The organism is Rhodococcus spongiicola, from assembly GCF_004011835.1.
Taxonomy (GTDB): domain Bacteria; phylum Actinomycetota; class Actinomycetes; order Mycobacteriales; family Mycobacteriaceae; genus Prescottella; species Prescottella spongiicola.
In genome coordinates this window covers 38,519-57,939 of the sequence record NZ_RKLN01000006.1, presented here as the reverse complement: position 1 = coordinate 57,939, position 19,421 = coordinate 38,519, and the positions used below count along the sequence as shown (strand labels likewise).

The following is a 19,421-nucleotide window of genomic DNA, read 5'->3' as shown; positions in this document are numbered from 1 at the left end:
CTCGTAACGACCTCACGCCCTTTGCCGGTACACAAGATGCAGATGCAGCCGGGGGGGTATTGATCGACCGTCCCCTCGGCACGTAGCCAACCAGGAGGGGATATGAGAATCGGCGAAGCGACGAAGCGTGCACTTGTGGGGGCCATCGCTGCGGTCGCGCTCGGTAGTGCAGTGACGGCACCAGCGGGCGCGGCTACAGATCCGCCGGGCTCGAGCGCCGCGGGTGGTTCTCTCGGTAGCGTCGCACCGCCCGAGGCGATGACCACGCAGACTCTGATCGCAGCCCGGAACGCCGGGCTCCCGATCTACGAAGCGGTCGTCACCAACGAGTACTCCGCCCCGAAATCGATGTTCGAACTGACCGAGTACCGGCGGGTGTACGACATCGACGCACTTAGTTCGCCCACGGTGAAGTTCGTGGGCCTTGGTGCCGTCGCCCCGGACACCTTCTGGGTGATACCCCGCGGCTTCCGCAGCACTTCGATCCTCGTCAACCTGCACGAGACCTGGCAGGACAACGTCTCATTCCCGTTGATGAGGTGGGACGAAACGACGCTGAAGTTCGTCAACAGTCCGCTCGTGCAACTGCCGGACGGCGGCCCCAGCATCGGCATCGCACGGATCACGGACGCGGACGAGAGCGACTCGGGTTCCAGCTGACTGAGGTTCCGGGATGGGGGTTCCGGGATGGGGGTCCCGGGACGGGCTGACCCCAGTGCCGGAGCCAATTGCTTCGCCCACCCGAAGCTGCTCCGGCCCTTCTTCGTTCGGCGTGTGCTCGACCGATCCCGTCGCGATCCGCGGCGAGGACACCGGGCGGCCAGCGTCGCGTTCTTCACCGCGATTGTTTTCCAGTCACCACTGACCGATTTACGACCGGAATACCAACCATTAGCAAATAGAGACTGGAATACACGCAGATAGCACCATATTGTGACTGATATGACATCATGGGCGAACGAAGCTGCCAGGCGGATCGGCAAGGCGATCAAGGACGCGCGCGGCGATGAACGCACCGCGCAATGGCTGGCAGATCGAACGCGAGACCTCGGACACCCGATCTCCCGCACGGCGTTCTCCGAGTACGAAACGGGGAAGCGGAAGACGATGCCCGTCACCGACCTCGTTGTCATTGCGCGTGCGCTGAACGTGCCACCGATACAGCTCCTGTACCCGGCACTGCCGGATGGTCAGGTGGAGGCTTGGCCGGGCCACGAGACCCGCTCGATACTTGCGGCCCGGTGGTTCTCGGGAGAAATTCGAGCCAACGAGACGAGCGACTACCTCACGGGCAACTCGCCCAGCGAGGACGAGGCGCAGGCCGCGAACAGTGAACTGATCCAACGGTCAAGACAGCTGGAGGAGTATCGTTCGCGGCTGGTCGGATGGGCCACGTCCAACGCTGGGTACGAACTGGAACAAGCTCGGAGATCTCGAGACGAGGCGGCTGTCCAACTCGCTGAGGGCATGCTCGAACGCGCCAAGGCGGCAGATCGAGATATGCGCGAGTATGTCGTTCAGCTCATGGCCGCAATGATCAGCCGCGGAATGAAGGTCGAGCCCCAGGAAGGCTATGACTCGATCTACTGGGAGGCTTCAGAACGTGCTCGTGCTGCCAGGCAGGGTGGCGACGCCTGAGCAGCGGCTTCCCTCGGCACAGAGGCGCGCACTCGCGAGATACAAAAAGCCCCAGGCGATTCGACCGTCGACAACGGTGCAGCACCTGGGGCTTTGCGTGCGCCCGAAGGGATTCGAACCCCTAACCTTCTGATCCGTAGTCAGATGCTCTATCCGTTGAGCTACGGGCGCATGTTCAAACGATGTTCAATTGTCGCTGGACTAGTGAGAACCAGCTTGGCGGAGGCGAGAGGATTTGAACCTCCGGTCCCCTATAAAGGGACAACTCATTAGCAGTGAGTCCCATTCGGCCGCTCTGGCACGCCTCCTTGGGGGGCCGGCCCTTTCGAACCGCCGAGCGAAACAGTACACAGAGTTGGCCGAGAAACGCAAAACTACTGTTCAGCGTCTCATGTCCGGCGAGTCACCGGAGGTTCGCGTCGAACCAGTTGAAGATCCGGCGCTGCGCATCAAGGATGGCGATGACGAGCGGATCGTCGTCTGCGGCGCCCGGCTCCGGCACCGGCGGCTCGTCGGCCCGGTGCGCAAGTCCGGCGTAGCTGACGATGTTTGTGGCGACCTCGGCGTGCGCGACCGCCTCTCGGAGCAAGTCGACGTGCGCGGGCGGAGTGCGGGGGTCGTCGGCTCCGTATAGCGCGAGCCAGGGTGCTTTCAGCGCCGGGGCCGCCTCGACGAGGGTTGGGGTATCGGCGGTGAGCTTGTGGACGATGCCGTGTGCAGAGACACTCACTACCGCCCCGACCGGCCGGTTGGTGGCGACGAGCATCGCAGCACTGCCCGCGTCGTCGAATCCGAGGACGCCGACGCAGTCGGGATAGATGCCACGGTCGACGAGCCAGTCGAAGGTGGCGTCGAAGTCGTCGAAGAGGTTCTGACCGAACACTTCGGCGTCGCTGTGCGCAGGTTCGCGATGGAACAAGTGTGGCGCGACTACTAGCCATCCCTCCGCGGCGAGCGAGCCCATCAACTCGATCAGGGCGTCGGTGAACACGCGTGACTCGTGCAACACCACGATCCCGCCGCGCGCATGCCGCTCCGGCTCGACGGCGGTGAGCGGCACCCGTGGTCGCGCCTGGGGGTCGGAGCCATCAGCGCGCAGAGTCACACTGGCCCGGAGGATTCCCGGCATGCATCAACCTTGTCACGACCACGTCGTGAACGCACGTGCTCACAGGGCGCATAATCGCAATCGTGACCCCTGTGACCCGTGTGACCCGCGCAGACCTCGATTCCATCCCGACCTACGTGCCCGGCCGCAGTTCTCCGCGGGCGATCAAGTTGGCGAGCAACGAATCGACGCAGGGGCCGCTGCCCGGTGTCGCGCAGGCCATCGCCGACGCCGCCGCGACCGCGAACCGCTATCCCGACAACACCTCGGCCGCGCTGGTCCGGGCGCTGTCCGAGTCATTGAATGTGCCGTCGGAGAACATCGCGACCGGCTGCGGGTCTGTGGGTCTCTGCCAGGAACTGGTGCAGATCGCCTGTAAGGACGGAGACGAGGTGATCTATGCGTGGCGCTCGTTCGAGGCCTACCCGGTCGTGACGAAGGTCGCCGGGGCGACACCCATCCCGGTTCCACTGACCGCCGAGCACCGTCACGACCTGGATGCGATGCTGGCGGCGATCACCGACCGCACCCGACTGATCTTCGTATGCACCCCCAACAACCCCACGGGAACTGCACTGGGTAGCGAGGAACTCGAGCGGTTCCTCAACGCGGTGCCCGCGAACATCGTTGTCGCACTAGACGAGGCGTACTTCGAGTACAACCGCTCCGGTGTCGACGGCATCGAACTGGCGCGCACTCGTCCGAACGTGGTCGTACTTCGCACGTTCTCCAAGGCATACGGACTGGCGGGGATCCGAGTCGGCTACGCGGTGGCCGATCCGGCGATCATCACGGCATTGGCGAAGGTGCACACGACGTTCAGTGTCAACGCGGTGGCACAGGCGGCGGCAATCGCCTGCCTGAGCGCTCGCGACGAGCTGTTGCAGCGCACGCATGGCGTCGTCGCCGAGCGTGACCGCGTCCGCGATGCTCTGCTCGCCGCCGGCTACGACGTTCCGGTCACCGAGGCCAACTTCGTGTGGTTGCCGCTGCGGGACCGGTCCGGCGCGTACGGCCAGGCGAGCGCCGACGCCGGAGTGCTGATCCGCCCCTACGGCGCCGATGGCGTCCGCGTCACGATCGGCGACCCGCACGAGAACGATGCATTCTTGGCGTTCGCGACGTCTCAGGCGGCGCTTCAGTTGGCCGGGATCCCCACCCCGTAGCCGAACCACTGCCGACCGCCCCGCGCGTGCGCCCGGACCGCGTCACACCCCGAGCGAGCGCGCGAGGGTCGGCCACGCCTCGTGCAGATCGTCCTGCCAGTACGGCCACGAGTGCGTTCCATACGGGCGGTACAGATAGGTCGCCGGGATGCCGAGCTGGTCGAGGCGCTGCTGAAACAGCTGCGTGCACCAGTTGGACACAATCTCGAGCGGCCCGCCGATGACGACCTTCTCGATCATGTCCGGTGCCCCGACCTCGTAGGGACCGGGAAGGCCATTGCCAGTGGACACGAAAATGTCCTTGCCGCGCAGGCTCTCCGCGTTCACGGTTGGATCGTGTTCCAGCCAGGCCGGACCACCGGGCGGTCCCCACATGTTGTCGGGGTTGCCGCCTCTCGACGCGACCGTGCCTCGCACCGCGAGCTCGGATTCGAGTCGCGTGGTGTCCATGCAGCCGCTGAAGGCGGCGACCCCGGTGTAGAGGTCAGGGTTGCGGGTGATGAGCGTCATCGCGCCCTGTGCCCCCATGGACAGTCCGGCGATCGCGTTCACCCCGTTGCCGTGGAACTGGCCATCGATGATCGGGGGCAGCTCACGCGTCAGGAAGGTTTCCCACTGGTTCTCGCCGAGAACCGGGTCGGCTTGGACCCAATCGGTGTAGTAACTCGCGAGCCCGCCGATCGGCAGCACCACGTTGACGCTCTTGTCGGCGAAGAACTCGACGACGTCGGTCATCTGCGTCCAGGTGCTCTCCTGGTAGTCGGACTCGGACCCGGCGTTGACGCCGTCGAGCAGGTACAGGGACGGTCGGGGCCCGTTGCCCTTCGGGTGCAGGATCTGCACTTGCACCACCCTGCCCATCGCGGGCGAATCCACGAACACGGCGGTGCGCTGCTCGGTCAACTCGACCACACGGTCGACAACGGCCGCGTTCTCCTCGACCTGCTGCGTGACCACCCACGGCGCCGATTGCGCCACAGCCGCGGGTCCAAGTATCGCCAGTGCGGACACTAGTCCCGCGACAACGGCCGATCGCCGCCCCATTTACTCCTCCGGTCTCCCCCCGAATATCGGTTCGAGCCCACTGTGTTCGAGCCCACATCGAGAACACAGTACGGAAGGTTCGATGCAAACGGAGGGAACTGGACAAATTTCAAGCGAGCGACCGTTCAAGACTGTCCTATACCCGCTGGCAGGAGCGTTTCTGAGACGTCGGTGTGAGTTTGTCTACCATCTGCCCGCGCGCGTCGGGTTCGGCGGCTCTCGCCGCTGCCCTGTTCGCAGCGCTGACGCGATGACCGCCGGGGGTCCTGTCCTACCCGAGTGGTAGGACTGTCAGGTTCTGCACGCCGTGGTCAGAGCGCGGCGTGCAGCGGGAGCAGAAGCGATACCGGGGGGAAGGAAACATGCGGGTGGAATCATCGGCCACAACACAGGCATGGGCGGACAAGCACGGGTTCGGACCCGTGACGGCGTGGGATCCGAAATGGCTATCGAGCCCCGCACGCTCGGGCGGTCCGGCAGAACTGCGGGGGCTGTACTTGGTGCAGTTCTCCACGGGTGCGGTGTACATCGGGATCTCCACGGTCGACTGCGCGAGCCGCCTGCGCACACACGGCCAACGGTGGGAGGACATCGCCGCAGTGCGGCTCATGCCGCTCGACGGAACCAGCACCGAACTGCGGCGCCGGGAGCGAGGCTTGGTACACGCCGCCGAGAAGAACGGGATCGTGGTCCGTAACCGTGAACACGCGCTCAGGTTCGAGGGAGTCTCCTCGCTCGACCGCATCGTCGACGTCGAACAGCAAGCAGATTGGGTCGAGGACCCCGCCGGCATGAACGCCGCCGACGACGGCGAACCGGTGCAGCTTCCGGCCTCGCAAATTGAGGCATACGCCGACCGCTACGCGCGATTGATGAAGCGGCCCGACCACCACCGACTTACCGACGCGCTGGGCACCTACCTTCGCCACACCATGCCCTTCCCGGCCAGGACCGAAGCTTCGTTCTGGTCCGTCAGCTGCTACCCGACCACCGACAAGACCCGGATCATGTGCGTCACGGTCAACTGGATGGAGACGTTCGTCCTGCTCGACCGCGGCGACGACATCGAGGCGTGGATTTTCGTCGACAGGAACGAACTGCCCTCCAACCCGATCGCCCGCCGCTGGTTCCTGCGTCGGCGCGGGATCCGCCGTGGCTATCGCCGGCACCCGACCGGCGGTGTGCACCAGATGCACCTGCGGGTGCGAGGACACGACACCCTCGCCAACATGCTGGCCGACACGGCGCTCACCCGGGCCGCGGCCTCGTTCAACCTCGACCTGATGCGCAAGGGAACCTGCTCGCAAACCCGTTCTCACTGTGCGCAATTGGCGGACGCAGCCCTGTCCGGGAGCCAGGCATGACGACCGAACCCTGGCTCGACCCACAGCCCCGAGCCTGGGTCCGCGCCACCCACCGCACCAGCAGTGGCGACACCCTGGCCTGTGAGGTCGTCGAGGACACATTCGCCCTCGACGGCGGTGGCGTGATCAGCATCGACGACAGGATCGACGAGCAGAGTGAACCGTTGTTCACGCCGCTGCCCGACGACACCCCTGACACCTGGTTCCCGGCGAAATGGCTTCAAATGCACCAGGTCAGTGCGCACGCCCAGGTCACCTTTCTGATCGAAGGCCCCGAGCGCCGGTGGATCAATGAACAGACGTGCGGCACACGCCTCGCAACCACGGAACCGGGCGCCGACGACGGCTGAGACGCCCTGCTGAGGCGCGCTGCCAGTCTCGTCCGCCCTGGGCTTGAGACCTCGTCGGTGCTGGGGCGTAAATCGTTGCGCAGGTTGATCTGCGGCTGCCCGTATCTCCGCAAGTAGTGTGAGTGGGTGAGCTTCGTCCACCGAACCAGATGAGTGGAGTCACCCCGAATGCCCACGAAGATCATTCTCGACTGCGACCCGGGACACGACGACGCCGTCGCGATCTTGCTCGCTCACGGCAACCCCGAGATCGAGCTACTCGCCGTCACTACCGTCGCCGGTAACCAGACCCTGCCGAAGGTCACGAGGAACGCGCTCGTCGTTGCCCGCGTCGCCGGGATCGCGGACGTCCCGTTCGCCGCCGGTGCCGAGCGGCCACTGATTCGTGAGCCTGCGACTGCCCCGAACATTCACGGCGAATCCGGCCTCGACGGCCCGGCACTCCCCGAGCCGACGATCGAACTCGACACGCGTCACGCCGTCGACCTGATCATCGAGACGATCATGACCCACGAGCACGGCACGGTGACCCTGGTGGCGACGGCGTGCTTGACGAACCTCGCGCTCGCCGCGCGCAAGGAACCGAGAATCGTCGACCGGGTCCAGAGGGTCGTCCTGATGGGCGGCGGCGTCCATGTCGGCAACCGGACCCCGGTCGCCGAGTTCAACATCCTCGTCGACCCCGAGGCCGCGCACATCGTCTTCAGCGCCGGATGGCCGGTCGTCATGGTCGGCCTCGACCTCACCCATCAAGCCCTCGCCACCCCGGAGGTTCGACACGCGATCGCCGCCGTCGGTACCGGACCAGCACGGTTCGTCGGTGCGCTCCTCGACTTCTACGGACAGAGATACAGGGACACGCAGGGTTTCGGGGCTCCCCCCGTGCACGACCCGTGCGCCGTGGCGCATGTCATCGACCCGACGATCGTCCGCGCCGTGCCGGTCCCGATCTCGATCGAAACCACCGGCACCCTCACCCTCGGCATGACGGTCGCGGACTTCCGCGCCCCGGCGCCCGACGACTGTCGAACATCCGCCGCCCTCGAACTAGACCATGAGCGCTTCTGGGGGCTGGTCGTCGACGCGCTCGAGCGGATCGGCGACCCGGAGAGCTGAGCGTCAGGCCTGAAGGCCGGCCTCGACCTCGAGGATGATGTTGATCTGGTCGCCGACGACGGCTCCGCCGCCCTCGAGCGGCATGTCGAGGCTGATACCGAAGTCCTTGCGGTTGAGAGTGGTCTTGGCCTCGAAGCCGGCGACTGGGCCGTGCCCCATACCAGGGTTGACACCGTAGAACTCGGCGGCGAGCTCGACCGGCTTGGTCACCCCGTGCAGCGTGAACTCGCCCTCGACGACATAGTTCGGACCGGCGGCACGCACACCGGTGGAGACGAACGTGGCCGTCGGGAACTGCTCGACGTCGAAGAAGTCGGCGGACCTGATGTGGCCGTCGCGCTGCTCGCTGTTGGTGTCGATGGACGCCACCTGGATCTCGGCCCGCACGGAGGGGGTGCCGTCCTCGGCGACCGTGATCGTGCCCGAGAAGTCGTCGAAGCGGCCGCGCACCTTGCTCACCACCAGGTGCCGGACCACGAAGCCGACGGTCGAGTGAACGGGATCGATGGCCCAGGTGCCGGAAGTAAAACCAGGAAGGCCGAGAACGGTGGTCATGTGAACTCCCTGAGGGAAACAGTCGAATGTTCGTCTGCAACGCTCACACCGCCGCCGCCGTTCCGCAAGGTGACGCCGACGTCGGTCGCATAACGTTCCCGGCTTGTGTCCCGCACACGGAGCGAGTTCCTTCAGATGTGCACGGCCACACGGGTTGCAAGACGGCGAAGTCCTTCTGCAGTCGTGCTGTCGGTTTCGACGGTGTACGCGATCGGTTCCGGAATCCAGCTCAGCCTGATCATCAGGTCCTGAAGAGACTGCGCACCAATAGGCCAACGGGTAGTTACGTCGTCGACCGCGTAACTCCCCTGCGCCCACCCCTTGGCGTAGTCGACCCACTCCCGCAGGCCGACCGTGAGCACGACCTCTGCTTTGCACACGTAGTTGATACGCGAAAGAGATTCTCTGACGAAATCCGCCGGTGAGTCCGCCGGGAGGTCGCGCTGCCGGAAGGTTTCACCGGTTGCTCGCACCTCGGTCATTCTGTCGGCACGAAACGTGCGCCAACCCTCCTTGTGACGGTCCCAGCAAACGACGAACCACGCGCGTTCCGAGGGCACCAGCGCGACCGGTTCGACGCTTCGCTCCTCTGCTGGGCGATCCGGCGTGGTGTATGCGAAGTTCACCACCTCACGATCCCGGCAGGCCAGCGCCAGAGCACCGACGGCATCTGCGGTCGGAGCGACTCTCCCCGGATTGAGCGGAGTCACGTGCTCGGCGACAGCAGATACCCTGGCTCGTAGCCGTGCAGGCAGTATCTGTTCGAACTTTGCAATTGCAGTCGTCGTTGTGGTCTGTCCGTCGACCAGCCCCTCCGCAGCCGCCACGCGAAGGCTCGCGGCAATCGCGACAGCCTCCAAGTCGTTGAAGACGAGGGGCGGCAACGAACTGCCCGCGACCAGCCTGTAGCCGCCGTACCGACCCCTGACAGCCTCGACCTGGTAACCCATCTCGCGGACACGCTCCACGTAACGACGGAGGGTTCGCGGCGTCATGTCGAGACGTTTTGCCAACTCTGGACCGGCCCACTGCCGATGTGTCTGCAGCAAACCGAGCAGCTCGAGTACGAGCTCGCTTGTTGTCTTCGCCGACATTCCGCAGCCATACCCCCTCTACCTGAATCCACAGACGAAAGTGCCGATCGTCGAGTGTCGAACTGGAAACAGCACCTTCACCTAGGATGACTTGTGTTTACACACAAGACTTTTACCAGCTCGACCTGGTAGTTCGGATCGCATGGCAGCTACGTGAGCGCCTCCGTCGTCGTGCTCGACGAGTGCTCGACCTCGAGTGCGACGTTGCCACGGTACTTACCGCAGATGAGATCCTTCAGCGCTGTCGGGGCATCCGTGATGGGACCCTTCAAGCTGGTATGCGGGAAGACGAGCTTTCCTTCTGAGAGCCACATTCCGAAATGAGTCGCCCAGTTCTGAATCTGCTCCGGCGTATGGAGTGTGGCGAACGGAAAGATACTGAGATTCTTGGTGATTGCGGTCATCAGATTCAGTCGCGGCCAAGCATCTGCGTCCTTGGATACCTGGCTCGACAGTGCTCCGCACAGTGCAAAACGTGCGTTCGGCTTCGCCGCGCGGATCGCTGCCTCGAACTGATCCCCGCCTACGTTGTCGAAGAAGACATCTATGCCGTCCGGCGCTAAGGCATTGATGTTCTCGACCAAATCTCCGGTCTTGTAGTTGAAGGCCCCATCGAAGTGCAGTTCCTCCACTAGATAGCGAACCTTCTCGTCTGTGCCTGCGCTGCCGATGACATTGGCGGCGCCTCGGATCTTCGCAATCTGGCCCGCAAGGGACCCCACGCCTCCGGCTGCGCCGGACACGTAGACAACATCCCCTGGTCCGGCCTTGGCGACATCTGCCATTCCGTAGTAGGCAGTGACACCTTGGTTCAGATAGTAGGCGGGACTGGGGACGACATTCCGATCAAGCTTGGTCAACTCCTCGGGCTTGGCAACCTGATACTCGCTCCAACCGGTGAATGCGAAGACCAAATCGCCTTCCACGAAGTCCGCAGACCGTGACTCGAGCACCGTTCCGACAACGGCACCGCCCACTGTGTCCCCCAGCTGGTACGGCGGCAACGGGATCTGTGCATCAGCACGCATGAGATCCGTGAACGCCGGCACCACCTGGACGAAGTCGACGCGGATGAATACCTCGTCCTCCCCGATGTCCTTGGTTTCGACGGTGCTGACTGTGAACTGACGGTCCGCTACTTCACTGACGAGATGCTCGGCGAGAGCGATGCGCTCGTACTCTTTACGGGCTACTGGAGCGGTTGCCACGACGGTCCTTTCATGGGGAATCGGTACAACCAGGAAGTTAGAACGGCAGTAGGTCCCTCAATGTCCTGTATGAACTAGATCACATCAATTCAGTCGGTCGTGCGATCTCATCGCCGGGATACCCGCCAGTGTGGGACGCGACCATCGCGGGCTGATTTGAGATCTCCCCGGATCAGTCTGGGGATTATCGGAACAATCCTGGGAGAGGCCCGAACCATGTCCAACACTGCTTGCCTGCCGGCGCGTCGCATGACCCGCCGGGCCACCGCCGGGCTCGCCAGGCGAGGTCGGGCACGCAGCCGGCTTGGATCACCCCCGGCCATGGCCTGCTTCAGGGCCTCTTCGACGGCTGAGGGGTCGTTCCACATGTTCCGAAACACCACGGTCCCTTGTGGATCGATCACATAAATGACGTTGGGCATGCCCCCATAGGCTTTGTGAACCTGGCCGTCGAGGGTATCGATGAGAATGCGGCGTCCTTCCCGCTCCTCCTGACGCAACAAGTTCGCTGCGGCTGTCTTATCGGCGAGACAGCGATGGGGGCCGACGTTCTCACCGGGGTGGGCTTCGCGGATATAGAGCACCAGGAACGCGACCTCCGGAAACCGGTACGCGAGCGCGTTCATCGTCGTGATGCCCTTTCCGAACATCGGGCAAGTGGCACAACCGGTTTCCAGGACCACGAACCGGCTGCGGAAGTCAGACAGCGCCACCTCGGCTCCGTCGATGTCGGTGACGCGGAAATCCGGTGCCGGATCGCCGATCTTCGGGCCGCCGAATTCCTGGTGCAGCGGATATTCGCTCGGGTCGAAACGTCTGTAGTTATAGATCAGAGCGGCCTCCAGGGCTGGAGAAGGCTTCGCGCTGCTGGTTTCCTGTGCGCTCGGCGACGCCGAATCAGATGTGGTCATCGTTTCTCCTTCCAGTTTGTTCGAACACCCCAATTCCTAAGATCCAAGAGAGCTTTCAAATGCGCTCACCGGGGCAAGGGTTAGTCGATACGTGCAGCGTGCACGGCCCAGAACGGCATATGCACCAGATGGTTTTCCAGCAACGGCCCGATGGATCGGAGTTGCTCCAGGACGGGCCGCATCCGCTCTGCCCACTCCTCGTTGCTGATCAATTCGGACATCTTGGCAAAGGCCTCGGGGGCGAAGCGGGCTTGGTAGGTGGTGGTCCCCAGGTAGTCGATGCGCCAGCCCGACGCCGGAAGTACCCGCGCGAAGTTCTCGGCTGGCAACCCTTGAAACTGTAGACCGTTGACGTTGTGGCAGCCGACCTCGAACATGTACAGTCGCGCTCCGGGTTTGGTGGCCCGGTGCAAGGCCCGCGCATACCGTTCCTGGGTCTCTTCGTCTTCCTCGAAGGTGTGGTAGAAGGCACTGTCGACGACGGTGTCGAACCGATTCTCGAGTCCCTCGAGCGCCGTCGCGTCGGCCACCCGAAAGTCCACCGTCACCCCGGCCGTCTGCGCGTTGCGTCTGGCCTGTTCGATCGCCGCGGACGAAGCGTCAATACCTGTGGCCGAGTATCCCTTCGACGCGTAGTAGATCGCATGATGGCCCGGCCCGGTCCCCGGATCGAGCACCTCGCCGCGCACGGCGCCGTAGGCCACCAACTCCTGCACCACGGGCTGCGGGCCGCCGATATCCCACGGCGTCAACGGTGCCCCTCCGTCTGTCGTCTGCCCGCTGCGATACAGCGCGTCAAAATCTGGTCGTTGAGAAGACATCTTTCCTACTCCTCAGTGTCTTGTTCATTACCGATTCGCGTCGTCGGACGCGGTCTGGACAATTCGATTGAGAACCCCAATCCTCTAGATCCAAGCAAGTTTTCAAATGCGCTAGCCGGGGCAAGGACTACTCGATACGCACAGCGTGCACGGCCCAGAACGGCGCATGCACCAGGTGGTTTTCCAGCAGCGGCCCGATGGCTCGGAGTTGCTCCATGACAGGCCCCATCCGCTCTGCCCACTCCTCTAACCACTCCGGGTTGCTGATCAATGCGGACATCTTGGCAAAGGCCTCGGGGGCGAAGCGGGCTTGGTAGGTGGTGGTCCCCAGGTAGTCGATGCGCCAGCCCGACGCCGGAAGTACCCGCGCGAAGTTCTCGGCTGGCAACCCTTGAAACTGTAGACCGTTGACGTTGTGGCAGCCGACCTCGAACATGTACAGTCGCGCTCCGGGTTTGGTGGCCCGGTGCAAGGCCCGCGCATACCGTTCCTGGGTCTCTTCGTCTTCCTCGAAGGTGTGGTAGAAGGCACTGTCGACGACGGTGTCGAACCGATTCTCGAGTCCCTCGAGCGCCGTCGCGTCGGCCACCCGAAAGTCCACCGTCACCCCGGCCGTCTGCGCGTTGCGTCTGGCCTGTTCGATCGCCGCGGACGAAGCGTCAATACCTGTGGCCGAGTATCCCTTCGACGCGTAGTAGATCGCATGATGGCCCGGCCCGGTCCCCGGATCGAGCACCTCGCCGCGCACGGCGCCGTAGGCCACCAACTCCTGCACCACGGGCTGCGGGCCGCCGATATCCCACGGCGTCAACGTTGCTTCTCCGTCTGTCGTCTGCCCGCTGCGGTACAGCACGTCAAAATCTGGTCGTTGAGAACTAGACATAATCCCTACTCCTCAGTGTCTGTTCACTACTTGTTCGCGCCGTCGGACGCGGTCTGATCACCCTCGTCGGGGTGCGTTTGCTTTTGTGAAAGCTCATGACTTGCCCTGCAACGGTGAGGGTTCAACGGCGTCTCAGCCAGTACCAGGTGCCGGCGATGGCGCGGCGCAACATGAACCGCTCGAGGATGAAATCTTTGCGCTCGAAACGTTCAACGGTGAAGTCGCGGCTGAACGCATCGGAGATCTTTTCGGGTTTGATGCGGAGGGTCTCCCACATCATCAACGGCGTTCCCGCCTCGGTGACCCCCGCCAACTCGGCGACATAGATGGGTTTGGCGGCGTCGGGCAGTGAGTGATAGCAGCCCATGTCCAGCACGAGGTCGATGGGTTTGCCGATCTCCAGCTGCGAGAGTTCGGTCGCGTCACCCTCCAGGAAGGCGGCCCCGTCAATGCCATCAGCAGCACGCCGCGCACGCTGGATGGCGGTGGCCGAGAAGTCGACCCCCGTGGCCCGCCAGCCATGCTTGGCCAGGTAGATCACGTTGGTGCCGGTCCCACAGCCGACATCGAGTGCGTGCCCGGGTGGCAGTGCATCCTCGCCTTCGACGGCGTCGCGCAGTTGGTCAGGGGGCGGGGTGTCCCACATCGGCCGGCCGAGCCGGTAGATCGTGTCGAACACGGCGTGGCGCCAACTCATGGTCGGCCCCCTCTTGGTCGATCGGTGGGTGACTGAGCTCGCCGAGCAGGTAGCGCTGCAGTGTCGCTCCCAGATCGGCGGCGACGAGCTCGCGGGGATGGGAAGCCAGCGGTTCGATCCCGACGATGTAGCGCGCCAACGTCAGACCGATCGTCTGTGACATCACCAGCCCGGCCCGGTAGTCGGCGTGATCGGCGTCCAAACGCTCGGCGATGGGGACGACGAGATTTCGCGTGAGGAACTCTCGCACCAGCCGCGCGGCTTCGGGTTCGGACGTCGCAGCGCGGATCATCCCAACGATGGGTCGGCGACGAACCTCGTCGTCGAGGATGTCGAGCACGAAGGTGGCCAACCGCACCCCGGCGCTATCGGGCTCACCGCTGGTGACGTGATCGATCAGCACTCTCGGGTCGATCGGCAATTCGACCACGGCCATGAAGAGATCGAGCTTGCTGCCGAAGTAGTGACTCACCAGAGCCGGGTCCACTCCGGCCTCAATGGCGACCTGTCGCATCGAGGTGCGGTCATAACCCAGCTTCGCGAACTGCTTTCGGGCGGTGTTCTCGATGAGGGCCCGGGTGGTGTTGGGTCCTGGACGGCGCCCGGTGTGCTTGGCAGGACGTTTCACGTCTCAACCTCTCTGAACCACCGAATTCACTATATACAGAATTCAGCATACGCCGAGTTCTTACGTAATGCCCGTGATGAATCCGAGCGCAATAAGAGGGCAGGAGTCGCGACGATCTGGACGAAGCAGGGAGTGCCCCCGAGCAGGCTCGAACATTGGCAAGTGTGGCCCCGCCCGAGCTTCAACGCGAAGGTCCCGGAACTGGAGCCCAGTTCCAGATCAGAGTGGCCCTCGAAGCCGGGGGCCAGAGACGGATGGCCGCCCACCCGGGGCGGGTGGGCGGCCATCCCGTGCGGTGAACCTTGTCGCTCAGAGCAGCCCGGTCAGCCGAGTGAGCCGAGGCTGCCGCGTGACGGCTGTGCGTCGTCGATCGCGATCACTATTCGCAAGTTGACCCGAGAGCCTCCAGTGAGCCGAGGCTGCCCACTCCCCCGAGTAACGCACTTCCAAGCTCGAGTGACATTTCCACATCGGGCTCGGGCGGTGACCATGCCTGGCCGATCGCGATCACCCTGATATTGCCTCTGAAGAAGACGTACGCCTGGGTGCCGTCGGGCGTGATCCTTATCTTCGATGGGTAGTAGACATGGGGATGGTCATGGTCGGGGAGGAAAGGGTCAAAGTGGCACCTGCTGGGGGCGGGGAGTTCGACACGCTCGATGACGGCGTCCGTGGCGGTGTCTTTCACTACCACCGAATTTTCTCCGGGGAAGTAGGCGCGGGTGCCGTCGGGGGTGATCTCCCCGTTGTACGGCGGGAAGACCGGGACCGCATCGGTGAGCGTGTTGGTGGCGGTATCGATCACCGACACCGTGTCGTCGTAGTAGTGGGTGACGCGGACGAGGCCGCCGTCGGGGGTGATCGCCACCCAATACGGGTCGTCGGCGACATCGATGGTGGCGATGACGGTGTTGGTGGCGGTGTCGATCACCGACACCGTCTCGTTGACGGCGCTGGCGACGTAGGCGCGGGTGCCGTCGGGAGTGATGGCCAGGTCGCGCCCCCCTTCGATGGCGATGGTGGTGGAGACGGTGTTGGTGGCGGTGTCGATCACCGACACCGAGTCGTCGAGCTGGCTGACGACGTACACCTGGGTGCCGTCCGGGGTGATATCCACTTCCCCCGGGAACCAGCCGACGTCGATGGTGGTCGTCACCCTGTTGGTGGAGGTATCGATCACGTCGAGCACGTCGTCGCTGTTGTCCAAGGCGTAGACGCGGGCGCTGTCGGGGGTGATCACGTAGTCGATGTAGGAGCCCGGGATGGTTTTGGTGAAGGTGTCGGCTTGCGCGGTCGGGGCAGCGGTGAGCATGAGCCCTGCCGCCACGGCGGCGGTGACTCCCGCCGCGTACCGGCGCCGGGTGCGGGTCCCCGAGCCGGGGGTACCCCGGCGGCGGGACGGGTCAACACTGATGTGGTGCATCGTGATTGGACTCCTTCGATCCAGGACAGCACTTCCGGTGGGTGCCGGCGTCGCTGCGGTCTCGGGGGCGTAAGAAGACGAGAATGAAAAACCGAATAGTCCCCCCCGATTCGGTTCCATACCGGACATAACGGCGCAGCCCGGGAAAGCGTTACAGAGTGCGCAAACGCACGAGATGTGGCGTGCGGTGCGAGTCAGCCAGTCGAGCGACCGTCGAAGCCCGGGAAAGATACGGACGGCCGCCCACCCCGGGCGGGTGGACGGCCGTTCCGTGCGGTGGAGCGTGTCGGTCAGGACAACGGCCAGTCCAATGAACCAAGGCTGCCAAGTAGCGACTGTGCGTCGTCGATCGCGATCACCGACACAGCAGACGGCAACGACCTACGACCAGAAAAACTGGAACCATTGACGGCGACGTACGCATGGGTGCCGTCGGGGGTGATCGCCACCGCATTCGCCGATGGTGCCGACGAAGTGGTCCACTGGTAGCGGCCAAGCGTAGTGGTGGTGGTAACCCTGTTGGTGGTCGTGTCGATCACCGACACCTTGGTGCCGTTGGTGACGTAGGCGCGGGCGCCGTCGGGGGTGATCGCGACGTCGGACGGGCGGGCGCCGACCGCGACAGTATCGACAACGGTATTGGTGGCGGTGTCGATCACCGACACCGTGGTGCCCTCGTAAGGGGTGACGTAGGCGCGGGTGCCATCCGGCGCAATCGCCAACTCCCTTGCCTCGAAGCCGTCGTCGGGGACCGCGACGGTATCGACGACGGTGTTGGCGGTGGTGTCGATCACAGACACCTTGCCCCCGTTGGCAACGTAGGCGCGGGTGCCATCGGGCGTGATCTCCAGGTCGTACGACCAACCACCGACCGGGACAGTGGTGGTGACGGTGTTGGTGGTCGTGTCGATCACAGACACCTTGTTTCCGTTGGCGACGTAGGCGCGGGTGCCATCGGGCGTGATCGCCACCTTCTGCGGTTCGGCGCCGACGGCGATGGTGTCGGTGACGGCGTTGGTGGTGGTGTCGATCACCGACACCGAGTCGTCATAGCTGGTGGGAATGTAGGCGCGGGTGCCGTCGGGGGTGAACGCCACCTTGCCCGGATCGTTGCGAACGACGAAGGTGCTACTGACGGTGTTGGTGGCGGTGTCGATCACCGACAACGTGTTGCGACCAGCGTGGGTGACGTAGGCGCGGGTGCCGTCGGGGGTGATCGTGACTTCTTCCGGCCAGCCTGTGACCTCGATAGTGTCGGTAACGGTGTCGGCGTGAGCGGCCGGGGCGCCCGTGAGCATCAGCCCGGCCGCCAGGGCGGCGGTGAATCCCGCCGCGTACCGGCGCCGGGCGCGGTACGCGTCAACACTGTTGTGTGGCATCGTGATCGGACTCCTTCAATCAAGAACAGGGCGCCGGTGGGCACCGGCGATGCTGCGGTCTCGGGGACACGGAAAGACAAGAATGGAACCGAGCAGTCCCCCAATTCGGCTCCATACCGGACATACCGGACATACCGATGCAGGCCGCGGAAGTGTTACACAGTGCGCGAGCGCACGAGACGTGGCGTGCCATGCAAGTCAGCCGGTCAGGCACTCGGGTGCCCCAAGGTCGCTCCGCACGACTTGCGGCACACAGCGGCATCGCTGACCGTGCCAGCGAGCGTGTGTGCTCGAAGCAGATTGATCGTGTGCTGTGAAAATCCCAAGCGATTCCCACCCACCTGTTTAGCGTCAGCAAGACCCCCGGTAGAGAAAATTAGCCCCTCACCTGCGATGACAGGTGAGGGGCTTCGGCGGAAGCGTGAGGTGGACGATCCAGCCAGTCGAGAGGCCTTCGAAGCCCGGGAAAGACGGATGGCCGCCCAACGGGGCGGTGGACGGCCATTCCATGCAGTGGAGCCTGTCGGTCAGAACAGTTCGCCCAGTGAGCCGAGGCTGCCGAGTGACGACTGCCCCTGGCCGATCCCGATCACAGACACCAGTCGCCGTCGAATTGGGTGACGTAGACGAGGGTGCCGTCGGGCGAGATCGCAAGGTTGAGCGGCCACCCCTGTCCGGGCCACAGCCACCTCTTGCTGACCGTGACGGTCTCGACGACGGTGTTCGTGGTGGTGTCGACCACCGACACCGTGCCGCGACCGAGGGTGACGTAGGCGTGGGTGCCGTTCGGGGAGATCGCCAGGTCGTACGGGCTTGGGCCTAGGTCGATGGTGTCAGTGACGGTGTTGGTGGTGGTGTCGATCACCGACACCTGGCCGTTGCCGGCGCCGTGGCTGACGTAGGCGCAGGTGCCGTCGGGGGTGAAGGCCAGATGGTGCGGGCGGTCGCCGACCCTGATGGTGTCTATGACCGTGTCGGCGTGGTCGGCCGGGCCAGCGTGGGCGGCAGTGAGCATGAGCCCAGGCCGCCACGGCGGCGGTGACTCCCGCCGCGTACCGGCGCCGGGCGCGGGGCCCCGAGCCGGGGGTACCCCGGCGTCGGAACAGGTCAACACTGGTGTGGTGCATCGTGATTGGACTCCTTCGATCCAGGACAGGACGCCGGTGGGTGCCGGCGTCGCTGCGGTCTCGGGGACGCGGAAAGACAAGAATGGAAACCGAATAGTCCCCCCGATTCGGTTTCATACCGGACATACCGGTATAGACCGGGAGAGCGTGACAGGGCACACAAACGCATGGGATGCGGCGGGCCGTGCGAGTCAGCGATTCCCACCCACTTGGTCAGCATCAGCAGGAGTCCCCGCTCGAGAAAAATAGCCCCTCACCTGTGGTGACAGGTGAGGGGCGTCGGCGGAAGCGGAGGGATTTGAACCCCCGGTCGCTTTCACGACGCTCGCTTTCAAGGCGAGTGCATTCGGCCGCTCTGCCACGCTTCCGTGGCGAATCCTAACCGCAGTGGTCGCCGCTGGGGAAACCGATTAGTCGACTCCGCGGTCGCCGATGGCGCCGTCGACCTTGTCGAACACCTCGGCGAGGACCTTCAACTCCGTCGTGTCCAGCAGGTCGATGAGGTAGTTGCGTACCCCGGCGACGTGGGTGGGAGCGGCTTCGGCGAGCCGGCGCCGACCCTCGTCGGTGATGACGGCGAGCACGCCGCGGCCGTCCTCGACGCACTGGCCGCGCTCGACCATGCCCTCGTTCTCCATGCGCCGGATCTGGTGGGTGAGCCGGCTGCGCGACGACAGCACGCCGTCGGCGAGGTCACTCATCCGCAGCGCCCCGTCCAGCGACTCCGACAGCATCGCGAGGATCCGGTACTCGGCCAGGGAAATGTCGTGTGCGGACTGCAACTCACGATTCAGCACGTCCATCAGTCGCTGACTGCCATCGATGAAGCCGCGCCACGCGCGCATTTCCTCGGCACCGAGCCACGCCACCCCGGCACCCGCGGTTTCTCGAGCACGTGCAATCACGTAT

20 protein-coding genes and 3 tRNA genes are annotated in these 19,421 nt (G+C 64.4%); 6 read left to right on the top strand and 17 right to left on the bottom strand.

Going from position 1 to position 19,421, the window contains the following annotated elements; all coding sequences use genetic code 11:
- Window positions 1-102: 102 nt before the first annotated feature.
- A complete protein-coding gene (locus EF834_RS15840; RefSeq protein WP_127948199.1) occupies window positions 103-660 on the top strand; it encodes a hypothetical protein in 558 nt (185 codons plus the stop codon).
- A 282-nt stretch (window positions 661-942) separates the two neighbouring features.
- On the top strand, window positions 943-1,638 hold the full coding sequence (locus EF834_RS15835; protein ID WP_127948198.1) for a hypothetical protein: 696 nt from the start codon (window positions 943-945) through the stop codon (window positions 1,636-1,638).
- Between the two features lie 98 nt (window positions 1,639-1,736).
- On the opposite strand, the gene EF834_RS15830 is transcribed toward EF834_RS15835, so the two are convergent.
- The 3 genes from EF834_RS15830 to EF834_RS15820 form a co-directional block, all read right to left on the bottom strand.
- A tRNA-Arg gene (locus tag EF834_RS15830) sits at window positions 1,737-1,809 on the bottom strand.
- Between the two features lie 46 nt (window positions 1,810-1,855).
- Window positions 1,856-1,946 (bottom strand) — tRNA-Ser (locus EF834_RS15825).
- Window positions 1,947-2,041: 95 nt separating this feature from the next.
- Window positions 2,042-2,767, bottom strand: a complete 726-nt coding sequence (locus EF834_RS15820) for a dienelactone hydrolase family protein (RefSeq protein WP_127948197.1) — start codon at window positions 2,765-2,767, stop codon at window positions 2,042-2,044.
- Between the two features lie 71 nt (window positions 2,768-2,838).
- On the opposite strand from EF834_RS15820, the gene hisC reads away from it, so the two are divergent.
- Complete coding sequence (hisC, locus tag EF834_RS15815) at window positions 2,839-3,912, top strand: histidinol-phosphate transaminase (RefSeq protein WP_127948196.1); 1,074 nt, start codon at window positions 2,839-2,841, stop codon at window positions 3,910-3,912.
- 42 nt (window positions 3,913-3,954) lie between these two features.
- On the opposite strand, the gene EF834_RS15810 is transcribed toward hisC, so the two are convergent.
- Window positions 3,955-4,956: an alpha/beta hydrolase gene (locus EF834_RS15810; protein WP_127948195.1), complete on the bottom strand. Its 1,002-nt coding sequence runs from the start codon at window positions 4,954-4,956 to the stop codon at window positions 3,955-3,957.
- A gap of 368 nt (window positions 4,957-5,324) precedes the next feature.
- Here EF834_RS15810 and EF834_RS15805 point away from each other — a divergent pair, with 368 nt between their 5' ends.
- From EF834_RS15805 to uriH, 3 genes are all read left to right on the top strand, one after another.
- A complete protein-coding gene (locus EF834_RS15805) occupies window positions 5,325-6,320 on the top strand; it encodes a hypothetical protein (protein ID WP_127948194.1) in 996 nt (331 codons plus the stop codon).
- Window positions 6,317-6,670 carry a hypothetical protein gene (locus EF834_RS15800; RefSeq protein WP_127948193.1) on the top strand — a complete coding sequence of 118 codons (354 nt, stop codon included), beginning with the start codon at window positions 6,317-6,319 and terminating at the stop codon, window positions 6,668-6,670. The genes EF834_RS15805 and EF834_RS15800 overlap by 4 nt, the downstream gene beginning before the upstream one ends.
- A 168-nt stretch (window positions 6,671-6,838) precedes the next feature.
- Window positions 6,839-7,786: a uridine-preferring nucleoside hydrolase UriH gene (gene uriH, locus EF834_RS15795; RefSeq protein WP_127948192.1), complete on the top strand. Its 948-nt coding sequence runs from the start codon at window positions 6,839-6,841 to the stop codon at window positions 7,784-7,786.
- 3 nt (window positions 7,787-7,789) lie between these two features.
- Here the strand turns inward: uriH and EF834_RS15790 are convergent, their stop codons facing one another.
- From EF834_RS15790 to EF834_RS15730, 13 genes are all read right to left on the bottom strand, one after another.
- Window positions 7,790-8,341 carry a YceI family protein gene (locus EF834_RS15790; RefSeq protein WP_127948191.1) on the bottom strand — a complete coding sequence of 184 codons (552 nt, stop codon included), beginning with the start codon at window positions 8,339-8,341 and terminating at the stop codon, window positions 7,790-7,792.
- A gap of 131 nt (window positions 8,342-8,472) precedes the next feature.
- Complete coding sequence (locus tag EF834_RS15785) at window positions 8,473-9,435, bottom strand: helix-turn-helix transcriptional regulator (protein ID WP_127948190.1); 963 nt, start codon at window positions 9,433-9,435, stop codon at window positions 8,473-8,475.
- Window positions 9,436-9,584: 149 nt separating this feature from the next.
- Window positions 9,585-10,643: an MDR family NADP-dependent oxidoreductase gene (locus EF834_RS15780; RefSeq protein ID WP_206615303.1), complete on the bottom strand. Its 1,059-nt coding sequence runs from the start codon at window positions 10,641-10,643 to the stop codon at window positions 9,585-9,587.
- Between the two features lie 107 nt (window positions 10,644-10,750).
- Window positions 10,751-11,554: a TlpA family protein disulfide reductase gene (locus EF834_RS15775; protein WP_127948189.1), complete on the bottom strand. Its 804-nt coding sequence runs from the start codon at window positions 11,552-11,554 to the stop codon at window positions 10,751-10,753.
- 80 nt (window positions 11,555-11,634) lie between these two features.
- The gene (locus EF834_RS15770; protein ID WP_127948188.1) at window positions 11,635-12,375 is read right to left on the bottom strand and encodes a class I SAM-dependent methyltransferase; all 741 of its coding nucleotides are present in this window, start codon (window positions 12,373-12,375) and stop codon (window positions 11,635-11,637) included.
- Window positions 12,376-12,502: 127 nt separating this feature from the next.
- Window positions 12,503-13,258, bottom strand: coding sequence for a methyltransferase domain-containing protein (locus tag EF834_RS15765; protein ID WP_127948187.1), 756 nt, complete (start codon window positions 13,256-13,258; stop codon window positions 12,503-12,505).
- Window positions 13,259-13,379: 121 nt separating this feature from the next.
- The gene (locus tag EF834_RS15760; RefSeq protein ID WP_164874154.1) at window positions 13,380-13,937 is read right to left on the bottom strand and encodes a class I SAM-dependent methyltransferase; all 558 of its coding nucleotides are present in this window, start codon (window positions 13,935-13,937) and stop codon (window positions 13,380-13,382) included.
- Window positions 13,882-14,583 (bottom strand): TetR/AcrR family transcriptional regulator, encoded by a 702-nt coding sequence (locus EF834_RS15755; protein WP_127948185.1) that lies wholly within the window; start codon window positions 14,581-14,583, stop codon window positions 13,882-13,884. The genes EF834_RS15760 and EF834_RS15755 overlap by 56 nt, the downstream gene beginning before the upstream one ends.
- Before the next feature lie 379 nt (window positions 14,584-14,962).
- Complete coding sequence (locus EF834_RS15750) at window positions 14,963-16,006, bottom strand: beta-propeller fold lactonase family protein (protein WP_164874153.1); 1,044 nt, start codon at window positions 16,004-16,006, stop codon at window positions 14,963-14,965.
- A gap of 290 nt (window positions 16,007-16,296) precedes the next feature.
- Entirely contained in the window at window positions 16,297-17,385 is a 1,089-nt protein-coding gene (locus EF834_RS15745) for a beta-propeller fold lactonase family protein (RefSeq protein WP_127948183.1), read from the bottom strand.
- A gap of 589 nt (window positions 17,386-17,974) precedes the next feature.
- Window positions 17,975-18,400, bottom strand: coding sequence for a YncE family protein (locus EF834_RS15740; protein ID WP_127948182.1), 426 nt, complete (start codon window positions 18,398-18,400; stop codon window positions 17,975-17,977).
- Between the two features lie 395 nt (window positions 18,401-18,795).
- Window positions 18,796-18,880 (bottom strand) — tRNA-Ser (locus EF834_RS15735).
- Window positions 18,881-18,922: 42 nt separating this feature from the next.
- Window positions 18,923-19,357 carry a MarR family winged helix-turn-helix transcriptional regulator gene (locus EF834_RS15730; protein WP_127948346.1) on the bottom strand — a complete coding sequence of 145 codons (435 nt, stop codon included), beginning with the start codon at window positions 19,355-19,357 and terminating at the stop codon, window positions 18,923-18,925.
- Window positions 19,358-19,421 lie beyond the last annotated feature (64 nt).